At 68.8% G+C, this 18,733-nt stretch carries 19 protein-coding genes; 9 read left to right on the forward strand and 10 right to left on the reverse strand.

The window, feature by feature from the left end; genetic code table 11:
* Window positions 1-7 precede the first annotated feature (7 nt).
* Window positions 8-1,801: an ABC transporter ATP-binding protein gene (locus AC5YDA_RS02010; protein ID WP_496188244.1), complete on the reverse strand. Its 1,794-nt coding sequence runs from the start codon at window positions 1,799-1,801 to the stop codon at window positions 8-10.
* Between the two features lie 71 nt (window positions 1,802-1,872).
* Between AC5YDA_RS02010 and AC5YDA_RS02015 the strand changes: the two genes are divergently transcribed.
* The 8 genes from AC5YDA_RS02015 (at window position 1,873) to AC5YDA_RS02050 (ending at window position 9,233) form a co-directional block, all read left to right on the forward strand.
* Window positions 1,873-2,340, forward strand: a complete 468-nt coding sequence (locus AC5YDA_RS02015) for a MarR family winged helix-turn-helix transcriptional regulator (protein WP_496188228.1) — start codon at window positions 1,873-1,875, stop codon at window positions 2,338-2,340.
* 111 nt (window positions 2,341-2,451) lie between these two features.
* Window positions 2,452-2,913 carry a hypothetical protein gene (locus tag AC5YDA_RS02020; protein ID WP_496188229.1) on the forward strand — a complete coding sequence of 154 codons (462 nt, stop codon included), beginning with the start codon at window positions 2,452-2,454 and terminating at the stop codon, window positions 2,911-2,913.
* Window positions 2,914-3,219: 306 nt separating this feature from the next.
* A complete protein-coding gene (locus tag AC5YDA_RS02025) occupies window positions 3,220-4,197 on the forward strand; it encodes a metal ABC transporter solute-binding protein, Zn/Mn family (RefSeq protein ID WP_496188230.1) in 978 nt (325 codons plus the stop codon).
* 9 nt (window positions 4,198-4,206) lie between these two features.
* Window positions 4,207-5,052 (forward strand): metal ABC transporter permease, encoded by an 846-nt coding sequence (locus tag AC5YDA_RS02030; RefSeq protein WP_496188231.1) that lies wholly within the window; start codon window positions 4,207-4,209, stop codon window positions 5,050-5,052.
* Window positions 5,049-5,870 (forward strand): metal ABC transporter ATP-binding protein, encoded by an 822-nt coding sequence (locus AC5YDA_RS02035; RefSeq protein ID WP_496188232.1) that lies wholly within the window; start codon window positions 5,049-5,051, stop codon window positions 5,868-5,870. Before AC5YDA_RS02030 ends, AC5YDA_RS02035 begins: the two co-directional genes overlap by 4 nt.
* Before the next feature lie 46 nt (window positions 5,871-5,916).
* The gene (locus AC5YDA_RS02040; protein ID WP_496188233.1) at window positions 5,917-6,870 is read left to right on the forward strand and encodes a COX15/CtaA family protein; all 954 of its coding nucleotides are present in this window, start codon (window positions 5,917-5,919) and stop codon (window positions 6,868-6,870) included.
* A 121-nt stretch (window positions 6,871-6,991) separates the two neighbouring features.
* Window positions 6,992-7,879: an RNase H family protein gene (locus AC5YDA_RS02045; RefSeq protein ID WP_496188234.1), complete on the forward strand. Its 888-nt coding sequence runs from the start codon at window positions 6,992-6,994 to the stop codon at window positions 7,877-7,879.
* A gap of 82 nt (window positions 7,880-7,961) precedes the next feature.
* Window positions 7,962-9,233 (forward strand): citrate synthase, encoded by a 1,272-nt coding sequence (locus AC5YDA_RS02050; RefSeq protein WP_496188235.1) that lies wholly within the window; start codon window positions 7,962-7,964, stop codon window positions 9,231-9,233.
* Window positions 9,234-9,254: 21 nt separating this feature from the next.
* Here the strand turns inward: AC5YDA_RS02050 and AC5YDA_RS02055 are convergent, their stop codons facing one another.
* The 9 genes from AC5YDA_RS02055 to AC5YDA_RS02095 form a co-directional block, all read right to left on the reverse strand.
* Window positions 9,255-9,884 carry a prepilin peptidase gene (locus tag AC5YDA_RS02055; RefSeq protein ID WP_496188236.1) on the reverse strand — a complete coding sequence of 210 codons (630 nt, stop codon included), beginning with the start codon at window positions 9,882-9,884 and terminating at the stop codon, window positions 9,255-9,257.
* Complete coding sequence (locus AC5YDA_RS02060) at window positions 9,881-10,762, reverse strand: type II secretion system F family protein (protein ID WP_496188237.1); 882 nt, start codon at window positions 10,760-10,762, stop codon at window positions 9,881-9,883. The genes AC5YDA_RS02055 and AC5YDA_RS02060 overlap by 4 nt, the downstream gene beginning before the upstream one ends.
* A gap of 10 nt (window positions 10,763-10,772) precedes the next feature.
* Window positions 10,773-11,708, reverse strand: a complete 936-nt coding sequence (locus tag AC5YDA_RS02065; protein ID WP_496188238.1) for a type II secretion system F family protein — start codon at window positions 11,706-11,708, stop codon at window positions 10,773-10,775.
* Complete coding sequence (locus AC5YDA_RS02070; RefSeq protein ID WP_496188239.1) at window positions 11,705-12,961, reverse strand: TadA family conjugal transfer-associated ATPase; 1,257 nt, start codon at window positions 12,959-12,961, stop codon at window positions 11,705-11,707. Before AC5YDA_RS02070 ends, AC5YDA_RS02065 begins: the two co-directional genes overlap by 4 nt.
* Window positions 12,962-13,173: 212 nt before the next feature.
* Window positions 13,174-14,361 (reverse strand): CpaE/TadZ family protein, encoded by a 1,188-nt coding sequence (locus tag AC5YDA_RS02075; protein WP_496192728.1) that lies wholly within the window; start codon window positions 14,359-14,361, stop codon window positions 13,174-13,176.
* Entirely contained in the window at window positions 14,358-15,110 is a 753-nt protein-coding gene (gene cpaB / locus AC5YDA_RS02080) for a Flp pilus assembly protein CpaB (protein ID WP_496188241.1), read from the reverse strand. The genes AC5YDA_RS02075 and cpaB overlap by 4 nt, the downstream gene beginning before the upstream one ends.
* Window positions 15,111-15,141: 31 nt before the next feature.
* Complete coding sequence (locus tag AC5YDA_RS02085) at window positions 15,142-16,161, reverse strand: pilus assembly protein TadG-related protein (RefSeq protein WP_496188242.1); 1,020 nt, start codon at window positions 16,159-16,161, stop codon at window positions 15,142-15,144.
* On the reverse strand, window positions 16,149-16,532 hold the full coding sequence (locus AC5YDA_RS02090; RefSeq protein ID WP_496188243.1) for a TadE family protein: 384 nt from the start codon (window positions 16,530-16,532) through the stop codon (window positions 16,149-16,151). The genes AC5YDA_RS02085 and AC5YDA_RS02090 overlap by 13 nt, the downstream gene beginning before the upstream one ends.
* Window positions 16,533-16,634: 102 nt before the next feature.
* Complete coding sequence (locus AC5YDA_RS02095; protein ID WP_496189428.1) at window positions 16,635-16,841, reverse strand: Flp family type IVb pilin; 207 nt, start codon at window positions 16,839-16,841, stop codon at window positions 16,635-16,637.
* A 383-nt stretch (window positions 16,842-17,224) separates the two neighbouring features.
* Between AC5YDA_RS02095 and AC5YDA_RS02100 the strand changes: the two genes are divergently transcribed.
* Complete coding sequence (locus AC5YDA_RS02100; protein WP_496189427.1) at window positions 17,225-18,724, forward strand: vWA domain-containing protein; 1,500 nt, start codon at window positions 17,225-17,227, stop codon at window positions 18,722-18,724.
* Window positions 18,725-18,733: the final 9 nt, after the last annotated feature.

Genomic DNA, 18,733 nt, shown 5'->3' on the forward strand with positions numbered 1-18,733 from the left:
TGCCAGCCTAGGACGCGAGCGCGGCGTAGCGACCGCCGGCACTCACGAGTTCCTCATGGCTCCCCCGCTCGACGATGCGACCCTTCTCGAGGACGACGATCTCGTCGGCGTCGCGGATCGTGCTGAGCCGGTGGGCGATCGTGAGCGTGGTGCGACCTGCGGCGAGGTGATCCAGGGCCGCCTGGAACTCGCGCTCGGTCTCGGTGTCCAACGCGCTCGTGGCCTCGTCCAGCACCAGGACGCGTGGATCCGCCAGCAGCGTCCGCGCCACGGCGACCCGCTGGCGCTCACCGCCGGAGAATCGGTGGCCCCGGGCACCGACGATGGTGTCGAGCCCGTCCGGGAGGCGCCGGATCGTGTCGGCGACCTGCGCCGCCTCGAGGGCGCGCCAGAGGTCGTCGTCAGCGGCGTCCGCCCTGGCCTGGAGCAGGTTCTCGCGGATGGAGGCGTGGGTGAGGTAGGTGTCCTGGGTGACGACGCCGATGGCTCCGGCCAGATCCGCGGACCTGAGGTCGCGGAGGTCGATGCCGTCGATCGTGACTCGACCGGCCGTGGGGTCGGCCAGGCGGACGAGCAGCGTGGCCAGCGTCGACTTGCCTGATCCCGTCTCCCCCACCACGGCGATCGAACGTCCGGGTGCCAGGTGGAGGTCGATGTCGCTGAGAACCTCCGCATCGCCGTCCGGATAGCGGTAGGAGACACCTGTGAAGCGGACGTCGCCGCGCACCTGCTCCTTGGGGAGGGGCGTCGGGTGGGCGGGTTCGGCAACCTCGACGGGGAGGTCGAGGTACCCGAAGATGCGGCTGAGCAGGGCCATCGAGCTGATCCACTGGGCGCCGACGTTGAGCAGCCCCAGGACCGGACGGAAGATCTGGCTCTGCAGCGCGGTGAACGCGACGAGGGTGCCGATGGTGACGCCGCCGGTCAACTCCGGGAAGCCGCCCGCCAGGTAGATCAGCGCCGGGATCGCCGAGAAGATGATCTGCATCGTCGCCATCCGCCACTTGCCGGCGAGTTGGCTGCGGACCTCGAGTTCGGCGAGGTGGCCCGAGGTGAGGGTGAACGCGTCGACCCGGGTGGCCTGGATGCCCAGGGTCTTGGTGAGCAGGGCGCCGTTGACGCTGAGCGCCTCGTCGACCTGCGCGTGCAGGTCGGCCATGGCGCGCTGGCGTTGGGTGGTGATGTCGCGGCGGACGAGCGCCACGCGGCGGGTCAGGGCGATCGCGGGCGGGAGTACGACGAGGCTCAGCAGCGACAGCCGCCAGTCGAGGACCACCATCGCGATGGCGGTTCCGACGGCTGTGGTGAGGTTGGACGCCACGGACGTGGCCGTGGTGGTGATGACGGACTGCAACCCGGCGATGTCGTTGATGAGCCGGGACTGGATCTCACCGCCGCGCGTCCGCTTGAAGAAGGAGAGCGATTGCCTCTGGACGTGCGCGAACACGTCGGTGCGCAGCCGGCTCATCACGCGCTGGCCCATCGTCGTGGCCAGCCACGTCTGCACCACGCCGAGGATCGCCGTGGCCACCGCGATCGCGATCATCCCGCCCACGAGCCACGCCAGCAGCGTGGTGTTGCGGTTCGGGAGAGCGTCGTCGATGACGGCCCGGAGGAGGAAGGGCTGCGCCAGGCCCACGAGGGACGCGGCTACCACCGCGGCGATGACGACGGCGAGAGCGCCCTTGTGAGGGGCGAAGAGCGCGGCCACGCGGGCCACGGAGACGGGGGACTCGATGAGCTGCGCGCGGTCGCGCGGGTCGATCCGCTGCGGGCCACGCATGTCGGGGCCACCGGTCATCTCGCCCACGGGTGCCTCCTTCCGGTCCTTCGATATGCTGAGGTTACCTCAGCATCAACCGGGAGGACGGGGTGGACATTCCCGAGACCGAACTGGCCGACCTCATCCTGCGCGTGGCGCGTCGACTCCGACGCACGACGGCGGATGAACTCGAGGGCCTGCCCGTCAACCCCCACCAAGCGCGCGCACTGCGGACGATCACACGGCTGCAGCCCTTGCGGATGGCCGACCTGGCCGAACGCCTGCACGTGGCGCCACGGTCAGCCACCGACGTCGTGGACGCCCTGGTCGCCGGGGGCTGGGTGGCACGCGATGCCGACCCGTCGGACGGCCGGGCGACCCTGCTGTCGATCACCCCCGCCGGGTCGGGGCTCAACGACGAGGTGGACGCAGCTCGCGCCCGTGCGGCCCGCGCCGTGCTGGGGGGCTGGGACATGGAGCGACGGGCGCAGGTGGCCGGGGCGCTGGCGTCCCTGCCCCCGGAGGAGGGGGGATCACTCCCCGCCCCCTCGCCCCCATCCAGTGTTGCCAAACCGTGACCCGCAGCGGCGCGGCATCCCGCGGCGATGGGTCTTGGGCAATTGCGCCAGCCCGCGATAACACTGATATGTTGAGAGCGCACATTGCTCAGCTCTGAGGGGACCCCCACCATGACCGAACAGACCCCGTCTGGCATCTCGCGCCGGACCCTCGCCAAGGGCGCCGCATGGAGCGTCCCCGCCGTCGCCGTTGCGGCGGCTGCTCCCGCCTACGCGCAGAGCGTTCCCTGCGTTCCCGTGCTCGATGAGGTCAACTCCTGCAAGAACGCGAAAGCCGACCAGTACAAGCTGGTTTTCACGCTGAGCGGGAGCAACTGCGGCGCCTGCACCCTGGAGATCCGGAGGGTCTACGAGGCCACCGGCCAAGGCCGCACCATCTGGGCGGGGGTCGCCACCGGCGGGACTCCGATTTACGTCTGCGAGCCCTACAACATGTCGAACTACATCATGATCGAGGCAAGGATCAATTGCCCCGGCGATGAGGGAACGTGGCAGTCCTACAAGGTCCGAATGCCGCAATTGACCAGCTCCAATTGCACCACTGAGGAGTGGGCGGCCAACTGCCCGAGCTAGACGACCACCGACACCACTGCTTGAGAGCAAGCCCGCCAGAGGCCCGCGAGACATCGTCTCGCGGGCCTTCACCGTTCTTTCAACCCTTCGACGACATCGACCCGACCACCTCGGCGTCCCACCGATTCGTTCAGCCGACCCGCCGGGCGGAACGCCCTTGGCCGGACCCGTGCCGGGCATTCGGAACCGCGCCTCGCCCCAAGGCCGCCACTGCCGACGCGGGACACGACCCCCGCCTTGGAGGACAGGGCAACCCCACCCCCGACCATTTGAGAATGATTCTCGATCTGCTCTAGCATGGTCGCCATGCGCTCCTCGATCCTCGCCGTGCCCCTGCTGCTCACGCTCGCCGCGTGCTCGACCCCCGCCACCCCTGGGACGACAGGAGCGCCCGGGGCGTCCGCCCCTGCCGTCATCGCGACCACGACGCAACTCGGCTCGATCGTCGGCGACATCACCGCCTGCGCCGGCACCACGTCCGCGACGCTCATGGGGCCCGGTGACGACCCGCACGACTTCTCGCTCGCGTCCAACCAGGTCGCGTCCCTGCTGAAGGCCCCGCTGGTCGTCGCGAGCGGCCTGGGCCTGGAGGCTGGGATCGCTTCCACCTTGGAGAACGCGAAGGCCGACGGCGCCACCATCTACGAGGTGGCACCCCACCTCGACCCGCTCTCCTACGCCGACCTGGAGGCGAGACAGGAAGCGCGGCGCCAGGGCGACGCACACGCGGACGAGGGCGACGAGCACACCGAGGGCACCTACGACCCGCACGTGCACATGGATGTCGCGCGGATGGCCAAGGCCGCGGCCCTGATCGGCGACGAACTGGCGAAGGCGACGGGCGTCCAGAAGTACGCAGGGTGCGGCACCGAGGTGGAGACGAAGCTCCAGCAGACGGACGCCGAGGTCCGACAGATCCTGGCGGCGATCCCCGCAGAGAAGCGCGTCCTGATCACCGACCACGAGGCCTACCACTACTTCGCCGACGCCTACGGCTTCCAGATCGCGGGCGTGGTCATCCCCGGCGGCTCCACCGACGCCGCACCCAGTTCGTCCGAACTCGCCGATCTGGTGAAGGTGGTCCGGGAGGACAAGGTGTCCGCGATCTTCAGCAACAACACCGTCAATCCGCGGCTGGTCCAGGCCGTCGCACAGGAGGCCGGCACCGACATCAAGGTCGTCCAGCTCTACGAGGGCTCGGTCGGGCCCGCCGGCTCGGGCGCCGAGACCTACTCCGGCATGATGCTCACCAACGCGCGGCTCATCGCCGACGCCCTGAAGTAGGTTGGGGCAGTGGATTGGTTCCTTGAGCCCTTCATGCTGGGCTTCCAGCAACGCGCTCTGATCGGCGGGCTCGCCGCCGGCCTGATGACTTCCGTCGTGGGGGTGTGGCTCGTCCTCCGCGGCATGAGCTTCTTCGGCGACGCCTTCGTGCACGGCGTCCTCCCCGGCATCGCGGCGGCCACCATCTTCGGCTTCAACCCGTACCTCGGTGCTGCCGTGGCCGCCGTGATCATGGTGGGTGGCATCGAACTGATCCATCGCCAGACGGCGCTGAAGGAGGACACGGCCATCGGCCTGCTGTTCGTCGGCATGATGGCCCTCGGCGTGGCGATCATCAGCAAGTCGACCTCCTACACCGGATCGCTGACGAACATCCTCTTCGGCGACATCTTCGGGGTGAACGCCGAGACCCTGACGACCATGGTCGCCCTGGGGACCCCGGTGCTCCTCGGGTCGCTCCTGCTCTACCGCCCGCTGCTGGCCCTCAGCTTCTCCGCGGCGAAGGCCAAGACCCTGGGCATGAATCCCCGCTTCACCCACGCGGCGCTGCTCGTCCTGATCGCGACCGCGGTCATCGCGAGCTTCCAGGCGGTCGGCACCGTGCTCGTCTTCGCCCTCCTGGTCGGCCCGCCGGCCACGGCGGCGCTCATCACACGGACGGTCCCCCAGATGTTCGCGGTCTCCGCGTCGTTGTCGGCCGTCGTCGTCTGGGTCGGCCTCATCCTCAGCTACCACCTCGGCACGGCCGGCGCCGCCACGATCGCGCTCGTCGCCATCGCCGCGTTCTTCCTGACGCTGGCCGTCCGCCCCGTGTTCCGCAAGCGTGAACAGTCGAGCGAGGTGGCGTCCGCATGACCGGCAACCAGCTGAACGGCGACGATCTCGAACTGCTGGCCGAGGCGTCCGACCTCGTGCTCGGCTACGACCGGAACGTCGCGGTCCGCCCGTCCAACTTCACGATCCCCCACCGCAAGGTGACGGCGATCATCGGCCCGAACGGCTCGGGGAAGTCCACGATCCTGAACGCGCTGGCCGGCGTACTGGATCCCCTGGCCGGCTCCCTCCGCGTCCTGGGCGAGAAGCCCGGCCAGGGCCGGGTCGCGTACGTCATGCAGTCGCTGGCGCTCCCCGAGGGAATGCCCATCACCGTCCGCGAGGCGGTCGCCATGGGCCTGTACCCCAAGCTCGGCTGGTTCGGACGCCCCTCCGCCGAAGACAAGCAGCGTGTGCAGCGCGCCATGGAGCGCCTCGAGGTCACCCACCTGGCCCACCGGCACCTCCACGAACTCTCCGGCGGACAGCGACAACGCGTCTACGTGGCGCAGAGCATCACCCAGCGCCACTCTGCGCTGCTGCTGGACGAGCCCCTGACCGGGCTCGACATCCTCTCGGCACGGACGATCGACGAGATCATCCACTCCGAGCGCCAACGCGGCCACGCCGTGGTGCTCACGACCCACGACCTGGCGGAGGCACGGGCGGCCGACTGGGTGATCCTGATGAGCGGGCACGTGGTGGCCTTCGGGCCTCCCGGGGAGGTCCTCACCCGCCCCAACCTCGAATCCGCCTACGGACTCGGCGCACTCCACGAGGCGGACGGGGCGTTCATCGACGACCCGCACCTCGAGGAGGATCCCGAGCACGAGCACTCGCGACACCAACACCCTCACTGAGGCTAAGGTGGAGCCGCCTACTACACAGAGTCGGAGAGGCTCCACCATGACGACGGTTCCCCGCTGGGTTCTCACCCTGTTCCGCTCCGCCCGGCTGTTCACGCTGCTGGCTGTCATCGGCGGCACGCTCGTGGCCGCCACCCACTCGGGCTTCGAGTGCGGCAACTGGCCCGGCTGCGACGCGGACGCCCTCCTGCCCGGCGGTCCGGTCAACGAGTTGCTCTACCGCAACCCCTGGATCGAGATGACGCACCGCGCCTCCGCCGTCCTGTCGGGTCCGCTGGCCCTGGTCTCGGCCGTCGTGGCGCTGTGGCTGCGCGGCGTCCACCCGCTCGTGAAGGTGCTGCCGTGGGTGACGGTCGCCGGCGCGATCGTCGCCGGCTTCGTCGGCCGCGGCATCGTGCTCGGTGCGGTCTACCCGACGTGGGTCGGCGCCGCCGACCTCGGCTCCGCTCTCGCGGCGCTGGTCGCGATGACGACCGCCACCGTCCTGCTCGAGCGGACGCCCGCGCAGTGGTTCGGCACCAGGGCCGGCGCCTATGCGTGGGGTGCCGTCGGGGCTCTCTGGACCATGCACGTGACCGGCATCTACGCCGCCGGGCCGAGCTCGTACACCCGGGTCACCAGCTGGCCGGTGTGGCGCCTGCTGGAGGCCGACATCCACGGCAGCCTCGTCGCCCAGTGGCTGCGCTTCCCGCTGGTGGCCCTCGCGGCGGTCCTGATCGTCCTCGCCGCCCGCGAGGCCAGGGCGCTCGGCCTGTGGCGCGAGGGCATCACCGCGGTGGTCCTGACGATCGCCAACCTCGCCTTCGGCGCCGGCATCGCGCTGTCGGGCACGGACGCCCTCGGCGTCCCGTTCGCGATGTGCTCGGTGGCCGTGTTCTTCACGATGATCCTGCTCGCGGCGCGCTCGTCCGCCCTGCCGGCCAGGGCGAGGACATCCCGCCGCATGACCGACACCGTGTCGGCGACGGAGGGCGCCGCAGCCGCGCGCCCCTAGGCTGACCGGGTGGGGCCTGTGCGGCCCCCCGTGTTGCATTTCCGGGTGGAGAGACCCCAAGGATCCTTGGGGTCTCTCCACCCGGAAATGCATCACGGGGACATACGGAACAATGGGGCGGGTGATCATCGCTGCCGCAGACGGTTCCTCGCTCTCCAACCCCGGCCCGTCGGGCTGGGCCTGGTTCATCGACGGGGACCGCTGGGCCGCAGGCGGCTGGAAGCTGGGCACCAACAACATGGGCGAGCTCATGGCGGTGCTCGACCTGCTGCGCCAGACCCGCGGCGCGGAGGACGACCTGCTGGTGATGTGCGACTCCCAGTACGTGATCAACTCCATCACCAAGTGGATGCCCGGCTGGAAGCGCCGGGGTTGGAAGAAGGCCGACGGCAAGCCGGTGCTCAACGTGGAGCTCCTGAAGGAACTCGATGCCGAGCTGGCCGGACGCCGGGTCACCTTCGAGTGGGTGAAGGGCCACGCCGGCCACGAGCTGAACGAAGCGGCGGACGCGCGCGCCCGGGCCGCGGCCACGGCATTCCAGAAGGGCCTGCCGGTGGACGAGGGCCCGGGCTTCTCCCCCACCGTCGTCCGGACGCCGACGCCCGACGTCGCCCCGGGTCCGCGCCGCGAACCTGACCTGTTCGACGCGTCCCCCGACCCGGAGGAGGATCCGGACGAGCACGCCGTGGTGGCCCTGCAACGCCAGTGGGTCTCGGACGCCGTGCGCTCCGACCGCCACGCCGCCGAGGAGATGCTGCACCCGAAGTTCATGGAGCACGACGTGGCCGGACGGGCCTCCGGCAAGGGGCGGACGTTGGCGACACTCAAGCCCTACGACGACCCGATCACGGTCGAGGTCGAAGGGGTGGACGAACTCGCCCCTTGGGTCGTCATGCTCCGGTGGCGTGCGCGTTCACGCGGGTCCGTGAGCCTGCGCAGTTCGATCTGGGTCAAGCAGGGCGACACTTGGCGGTTGCGGTTCGAGCAGCAGACGACGACGACGCGGTGACCCCTTCTCAACCCGTGGGCGACCCGTGACCGCGGGCTGAGCCGCCCCGCACGCATCAACTTTCACAACTACGCTGCGTCGTATGACCGACACCCTCTCGATCAGCAGTGGCGGGGCGACGTACGACCTGCCCATCACCGACGGCACCATCAAGGCGACCGACCTCAAGCAGGTCAGCACGTCGAGCGGCCCCTTGGCCACCTATGACCCCGGCTTCATGAACACGGCCGCGTGCAAGAGTGCCATCACCTTCATCGACGGGGACGCTGGCATCCTGGAGTACCGCGGCTACCCCATCGACCAGCTCGCGCAGCACGCGAACCACTTGGAAGTTGCCTACCTCCTGCTGAAGGGCGAGCTTCCGGACGCCCACCAGCTGGCCGCCTGGGAGACGCAGGTCAATACCCACCGGTTCGTCCACGAGAACGTGGGCAGCTTCATCCGCGCCTACCGCCACGACGCGCACCCGATGGCGAAGCTGATGTCGGCCGTGGCGTCCATGCAGACGTTCTACCCGAGCTCGCGGCGCATCGATGACGCCGAGGCGAACGAGATGAACATCATCCGCCTGATCGCCAAGATCCCGACGATGGCCGCCTGGGCCTACCGTCACTCGATCGGACGCCACTACGTCTACCCGAACGACGAACTGGGTTACGTCGACAACTTCCTGGCGATGCTGTTCCAGAGCCAGCAGCGCGTCTACCAGGCCGACCCGCGCGTGTCACGAGCGATGGAGATCCTGTTCGTCCTGCACGCCGACCACGAGCAGAACTGCTCAACCAACGCCGTGCGCGCGGTGGGGTCGGCGGGCAACGACGTCTACACCTCGGTGGGTGCCGGCATCGGTGCGCTGTTCGGTCCGCTCCACGGTGGCGCCAACGAGGCCGTGCTGAAGATGCTGCGCGAGATCGGTTCGGTCGACCGCGTCCCCGAGTTCGTCGAGGGCGTCAAGGCCGGCAAGGCGCGACTGATGGGCTTCGGCCACCGCGTCTACAAGAACTACGACCCGCGCGCCCGCATCATCAAGAAGGCCTGCGACGACGTGTTCGAGGTCACCGGCGTGAACCCCCTGCTGGGGATCGCCGTCGAGCTGGAGCGGATCGCCCTGGAGGACGAGTACTTCGTCAAGCGCCGCCTGTACCCCAACGTCGACTTCTATTCGGGCCTCATCTACGAGGCGCTCAATTTCCCGCCGGAGATGTTCACCGTGCTCTTCGCCGTCCCGCGGACGGCCGGCTGGTGCGCCCAGTGGCTGGAGGGCGTCTCGGACCCGGAGCAGAAGATCATGCGTCCCAAGCAGATCTACACGGGCCACCGCGAGCGGGACTTCGTCCCGGTCGAGGCCCGCTGAGCTGACCGCACCGTCGGGCTGTCACCACGGCAGCCCGACGGTGGCGGACGCCACCCCCACGGCCGCCCCCATGATGAGGGCAGGCCCCATCGGGACGTCGGCCTTCAGGTCACGCTTGAAGGCCAGGAAGACCAGCGCAGCGATCCCGTGCAGCACGATGCCCGCCACGACGCCCACGCCCACGGCGGGCCAGCTGAACCACCCCAGGATTCCCCCCAGGAGCGCGGACAGCTTCACGTCACCGAAGCCCAGCATGCCGCGGGCCAGGATGCCCGCCACGAAGAACCCCACGAACAACACCAATGCGGCGAGTGCCGAGCGCCCCAAGGCGTCCCAACCAAACCCGGACGCCGCGAGCGCGACGGCGCCCACGAACCACACCCCGAGCGACGGCAGAACCACCGTGTCCGGCAGCCGGTGCTCGGCCAGGTCGACGACGACCAGGACGCCGGCTGCGCCGGCAAGCAACGCCAGCAGGGTGGCCTCCCCAGGATGCCGAGCGACAACGCTGGCGCCTGCACCGAGCAGGGCAGCGAGCGGCGTCGCCCAGCGCGCGTAGCGCGCCTCAGATGCCGTCGCCACCCGCGGCAACCCGTACAACACAGCCAACGCCACGGCCGCCGCGAGCGCTGCTCCCCAGAGAGCGGTCATCGGCCGCCAAAGGCTGCCATGATGCCGAGCGCCGCCGGGCCCATGATGACCACCATGAGGGCTGGCAGCAGGAAGAGGATCAGCGGGAAGACCACCTTCACAGGGATCTCCATGGCCGCTCGCTCGGCGCGCTGGCGGCGCGCCACCCGCATCTCCCGTGCTTGGGTGTGGAGGACGTCCGCAAGGGGAATGCCGTACTCCTCCGCCTGGATGACTGCCCGCATGAACCGGCGCAGGTCGGGCACGGAGAGTCGTTCCGAAAGCGCTTCGAAGGCCATGCGACGAGGTTGTCCGACTTGGATGTCCTGCAGGGTCCGGATGAGTTCCCCGGCAAGGATTCCCTTGCCATTGCGGGCAACGCGCACCATGGCCGCGTCGAAGCCGAGCCCGGCCTCGACCGCGATGCTCATCTGGTCGAGGGTGTCGGGCAGTTCGAGCTGAGCGGCCTGACGCCTCTTGATGCCAGCGTTCCACAGCAGCAGGTCGGGCAGGAAAAAGGCGAACCCGAGCAGGAACGCAGCGAGCAGCACGCTCTGCGTCGTCCCCGCGCGCAGGACGACCAGGACGCCGAGAACGCCGCAGAGGAGGGCTCCGATCAGCTTGGCGCCGATGACGCGATCCACAGGCCAGCGCTCAGGCCGGCCCGCGCGCACGATCAAACGGTCGAGGAAGGAGACCATCCTGGAACCGACGATGCGGCGTCCGATCCCGGCCTGCCGCGCACGACGGGCTGGGGCCCCCAGAGACGTGGCGAAGCCCCGCTGCAGGTTGCCGCGGACGGCCTTGACTACCTTCCCATCCCCGACCGAGGCAAGCCACACCAAGTAGGAGGCACCCCCGGCGAAGAGGGCGATGGCGGTGATCACGAGGGGAGGCACGATGCGTTCCTCAGTACTTGATTCTCACGAGGACGCGCAGCCACAGGATGCCGATGAGAAGCATGATGCCACCGGCGACGAGGATCAGGATCCCGGTCAGCGACTCGTACAGCCGGGCGATGTAGGACGGGTTCACCAGCGAGAGCAGCAGGAACATGACGAACGGGAGGGCCCCGAGGATGATCGCCGAGAGCTTCCCTTCGGCTGCGAGCGCGTCCACCTGCCGCTTGAGGTGGGTGCGCTCGCGAATGGTACGGCCCACGCCCTCCAGCACGTCGGCGAGGTTGCCGCCGACTTCACGATTGATCGCGATCGCCTGCACGATCCAGTAGAAGTCGTCATTCTTCACGCGCACGGCGGCGTCCTCAAGGGCGGCGACGAAGGGACGGCCCACCCGCGCCTCGTTGCTGACCCTGGCGAACTCCTCCGACGTGGGCGCCTCCGTCTCGGCGGCCACCGTGGTGCAGGCTTGGGGCAGGCTGTAGCCGGCGCGCAGGCTACCGGAGAGGATCGCCAGCGTCTCGTCGAGCTGCAGCCCGAATTTCTTGCGACGGCGCTCAGTCTGGATCCGTACGAGGATGTACGCGAGGAGAGGGCCGAGGAACAGCAGGACAAGCCCCTGCAGCGGCCCCCAGAGCAAGCCGCCCACGGCGAAGAGTGCCACCATTCCACTCGCGACGAGGACGAGAAACTCCTGCGGCGTGGACCGAATGCCCGCTTGGTCCAGGGCTTCCTCCAAAGCGCCCGCACGAGTCCCGAGGGCCCGCCCCGCAAGGCGGGTCGCGGCGTCCGCCGATCGCGTGAGGCCACTCAGTGGCGCCGTGTCCGGTGGGCGACGTCGGGACAGGGCCACGACGCGACCCCCGCTGAGGATCAGGTACAAGACGGCGACGGCGGCAACGACCAGGACAGCGGCGCCGAGCCAGAGGATCTGGGTGTCGGTCACCGACGCGGCCCCCAGGTCTCGCTGGTCCCGAACGCGGTCGGGGACACGTGGATGCCCAGTTCCTCGAAGCGCTCGGTGAAGGCGGGCCGGACGCCGGTGGGGATGGTCCGGCCCAGGAAGCGGCCAGTGTGGTCGACGCCGGCGGAATAGTCGAAGAGGTAGACGTCCTGCAGGGTGATGGTCTGACCCTCCATGCCGTGCACCTCGGTGACCGCGGTGATCCGGCGCGTGCCGTCCCGGAGGCGGGACAGGTGGACGATGAGGTCGACGGCCGAGGACACCTGCTCGCGGATCGCGCGCAGAGGAAGTTCGATCCCGGCCATCATGACAAGCGTCTCGAGCCGGGCGAGGCAGTCGCGCGGTGAGTTCGAGTGCACCGTGGACAGCGATCCGTCATGGCCGGTGTTCATCGCTTGGAGCATGTCCAGGGCCTCGGCGCCACGCACCTCGCCGACGACGATGCGGTCGGGCCGCATACGCAGGGCGTTGCGGACCAAGTCGCGGATCCCGACCTCGCCGCGTCCCTCCACGTTGGCCGGCCGGGACTCGAGCCGGACAACGTGGTCCTGCTGGAGTTGGAGTTCAACAGAATCCTCGATCGAGATGATGCGCTCAGATTGCGGGATGAAGGACGACAGAACGTTCAGCAGGGTTGTCTTGCCCGTACCCGTGCCGCCCGAGACGAGGATGTTCAGTCGCGCCTGCACACAGGCCTGCAGGAGTTCGGCCATCTCTGGGGTCATCGTGCCGAGCCGCGCCAAGTCCTCGATCGAGAGGGCGTTACGCGAGAACTTGCGGATCGTCAGCGTCGAGCCGCTCACCGACAGTGGCGGGATGATGGCGTTGACGCGGGAGCCGTCCTCGAGCCGGGCGTCCACCAGAGGTGAGGATTCGTCGATGCGGCGACCGACGCGGGTGACGATCCGGTCGATGATGCGCCGCAGGTGCGGCTCACCGTCGAAGAACGCCTCGCTGCGGAAGAGCAGGCCGTCACGCTCGACATAGATGTTGTCCGGCCCGTTGACCATGATCTCGGTGATGGAGGGGTCCTCGATCAGCGGCTGGATGGGGCCGAGTCCGAGGACGTCGGCCTCGACCTCGCGCATCAGGCGTTGCCGTTCTGCGGTGCTGAGAGGAACCCGCGCCTCCTCCACGACCGTGTTGAGCTCGTCGCGCACCATCTTCTGCAGGCTGGCCTCGTCGAGGTCCGGATCGTTCAGGCGTGTCCCCAACCGGTCGAACAGGGCCGACACGGCGGACGCCTTCAGGGCGCCCAGCGCGTCCGACCGAACGGGTGCAGACGTTCGGGTGGTCGGAACACGTTCGGACAGGCGGGCTGAGGCCGGCGGAACGGGTGTTGCCGGCTCCGCGTTCGGGGCAGGTGCCGGGGCGGGCATGGCAAAGTGCCGCCCGTCCGATGACGGGTCCTGCTGACGCGCTGCCTCCGCGCGCTGGAAGAGGAAGCTCATCGGGCCCGCCTTCCGAACCGGGTCGTGCGCTGCGTCTGGGGAACGAAGGCGTCGACGAGCATGCGAAGGCCCTTGGTGACCGGGTCGCGCCCGTCGGACTGGATCAGGGGAATGCCCTGGTTGGTGGACAGCGGCACGGCGGTCGACACGGGCAGGACCACGTCGACCTTCGCGCGGGTGGTCGCCTCCACGTCGGCGACGGTCAGGCCGCGCGACCTGTCGTGGAAGTTCACGACGATGTGGCGCGTCCCCGTGACCATCCGCAGCTCACTGAGTGTGTCGAGTTCCTTGCGCAGGCCACGGACGCCGGGCACGTCGAGGCTCGTCACCAGGACCAGGGAGTCGGTGTGGTCGAGCGCCGCGAGCGTGTGTTCGGTCAGCCCGGGCGCGGTGTCCACCACCACGAAGGCGAACTGGCCCTTGAGTGTCTCGATCAGCTGGGCCACGTCCGCCGCGGTCACGGTGTCGGCAGCCGCAGGTGACTCGGAGCCAGGAGCGACGAACAGGCTGGTGGCATGCTGCGTGAGATAACTCTTGACCGCGATCGAATCCTTGGCCGCCGGTCCGTGGGCAATGTCGGGAAGGGTGCGTTCAGGGCTGAGGTTGAGGGCACTCGCGACATCGCCGAAGTGCACGTCGATGTCGACCAGCACCACCTGGTGCGGAGCCCGCTGGGCAAGGCCGATCGCCAGATTCGTGGCCACCGTCGTCTTGCCGACACCGCCCTTGGGGGAGGTCACCGTGATGACGCGGCTGACCTGCGCGGGGGCAGGCGCTTCGGTGGCCGCACCCGCAGGCGACGAGCCGCGCTGACGCAGGACGAGGTCCGCGGCCCGATCGAGGGTGGCCCGCAGTTCCTCCGGGGTGGCGAACGGAGACAGCACATCACGGACGCCCGCGCGCAGCGCGGCGAAGGCGATCCGCTCTGCGGCCGGGGTGAACAGGATGACATTGACCGGGCTGCGCCGTTCGAGGTCTGCGGCCAGGTCGAGGGCGGCGTCCTCAGAGCCCGATGCGTCGATGAGGGCGATGTCGGGCTGACCGGCGCCCGCCAGCAGTTCGAGGAACCCTGCGGCGTCGCGTGGCAGTTCGGAGGGCTCCACATGGAGAAAGGAGTCGCCGATGGCTTCACGCAAGCGTGCTGAGATGCTTTGGTCGCGGGTGCTCAGGAGGACCTGGATCATCCGAGCACGTTCCCTGCGTGGACGACCTCGATGCCGGCTGAATCGGTGGTCGGGGTCTGCAGCGACAGCCACAAGGTCCCGAATTGCTGACCGTGCACGATGCGCTCCGCGAGCGGTGCCTTGACGGCGACCGTCACGATCACCTCGGAGCCGGGCAGGGCCTCGCCGCGCGTCGGCGCGGGAGTGGCGTTGCTGGCCTGCTGAGCGGGGGCACCCTGCACCCGTGCAACGAGCACGTCGTTGGCGATGATGTCGGTGACGTCGACCTCGTCGGGCTCCCCGGCGACACGCCCCTTGATGGACAGAAAGACGCCGACCTTGTCGCCTGCGCGCAGCTGGGATCCTGCGACCTGCTGCGGCGAGAGCTGGACCGAGACCAGTTGCATCCCTTCGGGGATGGGAACGGGAGCCGTCACCTCATTGGAGCCCGGGGGCACGAACCGGGAGGCGAGCACCTGCTCGCCCGCCTTCAGCGACGTGCTGGCGACGTTGCTCCCGGGCAGCTGTTCCAGCCGAGTCACAGCTCCCGACACGATGGCGACCCGAGGCAGTTGGCGGATCTCCGCGTAGTCGGAGAGCGCGGACGCGGTCGTTCCTGCCGGGACCTCCTTGGTCACGACCAGCACGGGGGCCGGCTGCTGCGCAGCCAGCGCCCTGGCGTCCGCGTTCTGGACGTAGAAGAAGACCAGGACGCCGCCCGCGAGCGCGAGGACGAATGCGAGGACCCCGAGGAGGCCGCGTCGTTGCATGAAGGTGATCCTTTTGTCTGGAGTAAGGCTCTCAGCCGCTGAGCTTGACGGTCTTCACGCCGAAGTCCTCGGCGAGGGGATTGCTCGGAGCATCCCCCAAAGGCACCTTCTTGACGAAGTAGCCTTCGATCCACAGCTCGGAGGAGTTGCAGGTGGATGTGTTGTACGCAACCGTGTTGGGAGGTTTCAGGCACCAGGCAGTCGGCTCGAAGGCGGCGTAGCCCACGAGGTGGAACTGCGCGTTGGCCCCGCCCAACTCGTTCCAGGCGTCGTAGATGGGGATGAGGACCTCACCCGCGAGGAGGGCCGCCTGGAGCTTTTCCGGGGGGCAGGACGAAGACGGAGGTGGAGGTTGGCCACCCGTCTTGCCAGGGGCCATGTCCCCTGCATCTGTTGTGACGGTGCAGGTGGTCCCGTCAGTCGGATCCAGCCAATGGAAGCCGCCCGGGACGATGTTGGAGCTGGGGCCAGGAGCTCCGCAGGGGTCGGTGGCAGAAGGCATTGACGGAGCCTTGACGATCAGTCTCATCCACGCTGACGCGTCATCCAAGGCGTCCTCATCGAAGATGCAATCGGGCATCGCCAGGGGCAGCGTCGTGCCGCCACCCATGGCTTCCCAAGAGGCCGTAGCTTCGGCGACCACCGGCGCGGATGTGACGTTCAGGACTCCCGCAAACCACAGCTGGCGCACTGACCGCGTCCGCACAGTGACATGTGGTTCTGCGCCCGAGGTGACTAGGCCGATGACAGAGCCGGAAGCGTTGGTGTCAAGTTTGTTGGAGTCTGCAAAGGACGCCGCAGTCGGGTGATTGTCCTCAACTGTGGGGTCGCCCATGATGCACTCGGGGCTGGTGACGGATTCCGCGCACGCTTGGGCGATGGCGATCGCACCCGCGTCGGCGCCGTTTTGGAGTTGTTTCTTGTCCGACCACAGCGCGCCCACGTCGACGGAGAGCGCGCCGAAGCCGACCAAGACCAGCAGACAGATCGCCACGATGATGGCGCTGGCGCCCTTCTCCCGGAGGGCGAAAACTTGCGCTATCCGCTGCATCGCATGGTCCCCGTAGCCTTGAGGTCAGGTATGAGAGGGAAGAAACCGGTGAGCCCGCCCTCGAAGTCGTAGGTGATCGTCACTGTCACGGCGTCGTCCCCACCCGCGCCAGACGCACATCCAAACGGAGCGATGACCACTTTGGCGGGATCCAGGACGCCGAGTGCCTCATGGGCGGCGGCTGCGGCCTTGGTCGATGCGTCGGCTTCTTGGTGGTGGATGGCGTAATAGCGCGCCGCTTCGCGGGCCGAGCCCGCGATGGTGCCTTGGGCAAAGAACGCATAGCCGAATTCCATGATGCCCATCAACAGGGTGACGAGGAGCATGGCCACGAAGGCAAACTCCACCGCGGCGGCGCCGCGCTCACCCACTTCCCCATGGTTGACTCGCACGTTTGTTCCCCATCCCCGGAGTACCGGCAGCCATTAGTGAAGCGGCTGGTCGGCCTTGCCGACCATCCGCTTCCCATCTGATCAGGCAGGCAGGGTGCCACCGAGCGCGACCAAGACCGTCTCGAAGGCTGCAACGATCTGGTCGCCAATGAGGAAGACCACGGCGACGATCACGGCAGCGATGGCGGCGACCATGATGCCGTACTCGACGGCGGTGGCACCCTTCTCGGACTTGACGTCGAGGCGACCGACCAGCACGGCAGCCATGGTCTGGAAGTAGTTGAGCATGATGATCCTTTCGGAGGTGGGACGGTGTCGGCTCCTCGGACGACACGTCCTGAGGCAAAGGAACTTGCTCGACAGATGCAATCGTGAGGCTCCGGTTGAGTCCAGTCAATCCATCTCAGCCCGCGAAAAGAGGGCCCGACAGGCAGGACGAGTGGCGTCGTCGACGCGCCGCGCATCGACCCACCGGCCCATTGTTCCCCCGACTTGGAGCGATGCGACGCTCCGGGGCTCGTCGGGGTCCAGGCAGGGAGAACCCTGAGGCCTAACCTCGTTATGGCAATTGGTTGCCAAACCCCAATCCGAGGTTGAGACTCCTCGGGCCTGCCCTAGGATCCTGCTGCGCCCTCGACGTGATCGGCGCACCTGACAGGGGGTTTGGCCTCATGGGGTGGAAGAGCATGTTCGCGGCCGGCATCACCGCCCTGTCCGTGCTGCTCGGCTCCCCCGCCTGGGCGGCGCCGACCCAAGCCAGCCGGGCCGAGGTTCTGCAGCAACTGAGCATCACGAGGGAGCCGTCCGACTACGTCGTGCTGGTGGACGTGTCCGGCTCGATGAGCATCGACAACCGGTACGACCGCGTGCGCTCGGCGCTGGACGGCATGATGTCCACCCTCTCCGGCCCTGACACCGTCGCGCTGATCACCTTCAGCGACGCCGCCGAGGTCGCCTACCAAGGCACCGACAAGCAGGCCGCCCTCGCCGCCCTCCCCGCGCGTCCGACGGGGGCGAAGACCGACATCGGAGCCGGGATCGAAGCGGGCCTGAACTACCTCCAGCGTCCGGGAGCCACGGCCAGCGGCGTCCTCGCCCTGATCACCGACGGCACGATCGACGCGCTGCCCGACTCTCCTTATGCCGCCGCGGACGCGCCCGGCTGGGCCACGCTCACCCAAGAAGCCAGAGCACTGTCGGAGAAGCAGTCCGTCGCGGCGTACGCCATCGCCTTGGGCAACGAGACGGACGCCGGCCTGCTCGGCAAGGTCTTCCCCGAGGCGCGCAACGTGCCGGGGGACCAGATCGGCCCCTACCTCGGGCGCATCGACGCCGAACTCCTCAACTTCAAGGCCGCCGAGCAACTCAGAGGCGACGCGACCGCCGCGGTCTCCGCCACGTGGTCGAACCTCGACCCTGAGAGCCTCGTCGCCACGGGGAGAGCCAACCCGACCCTGACCCTCACCTCCACCCTCACCAAGGCCCCGGTCGAGGTCACGGGCCTCGCGGTGGTGCTGGGCGACGGGGAGGCCGGCGCGTCCGGCCTGCCCGAGGTCGTCGCGCTCGAGCCCGGCGAATCGCAGCAGTTCCCCATCACCTTGACCGTCGGCAGGCTCGGCCCCGGAGGCGGCTCCCTGGTGACGCGGGGCACCGTCGAGAGCCCGTGGCGGGCCGCGGCGTCCGAGTTCGGGGTGACACTCAACCCGCGGTTGGACACCGCCCCCGTGCACCTGACCCCCACCGCCACGACCGCGGACGAGCCCGCCACCCAGACCCAGAACACGTCCTTGCTGCCCGCACTCGGTGGCGCGGCCGCCCTCCTCGTCGTGTTGCTCGCGCTGCTGGCGGTCCGCAGCAGACGCGCCGAGCTGCGCGGAGCCTTCCAGATCACCCGCGAGGGCGTGACCGTCCGCGAGTTCATGCTGTCGGGGGCCAGGATCGACCTGGCCCGTACCGCCGGCCCCCAGGCGTCCGGGCTCGTCGGCAGCATCTCGCCGCAGAGGAAGGACGGCACCGAGGGCGTCCGGGTCGTCGCCAGGGTCGGCAAGCAGAAGGTCACCACCGTGCTCCGGGACGGGGAGCAGGTCACCGTCGGCGGCCTCACGCTGCGGTGGACGTCCCAGCGGACGCGCACCCTCGACATGGTGAACGAGGGGCTCGACGGGGCCTGACCCTCGCGT

The organism is Propioniciclava sp. LT294 (assembly GCF_059516005.1).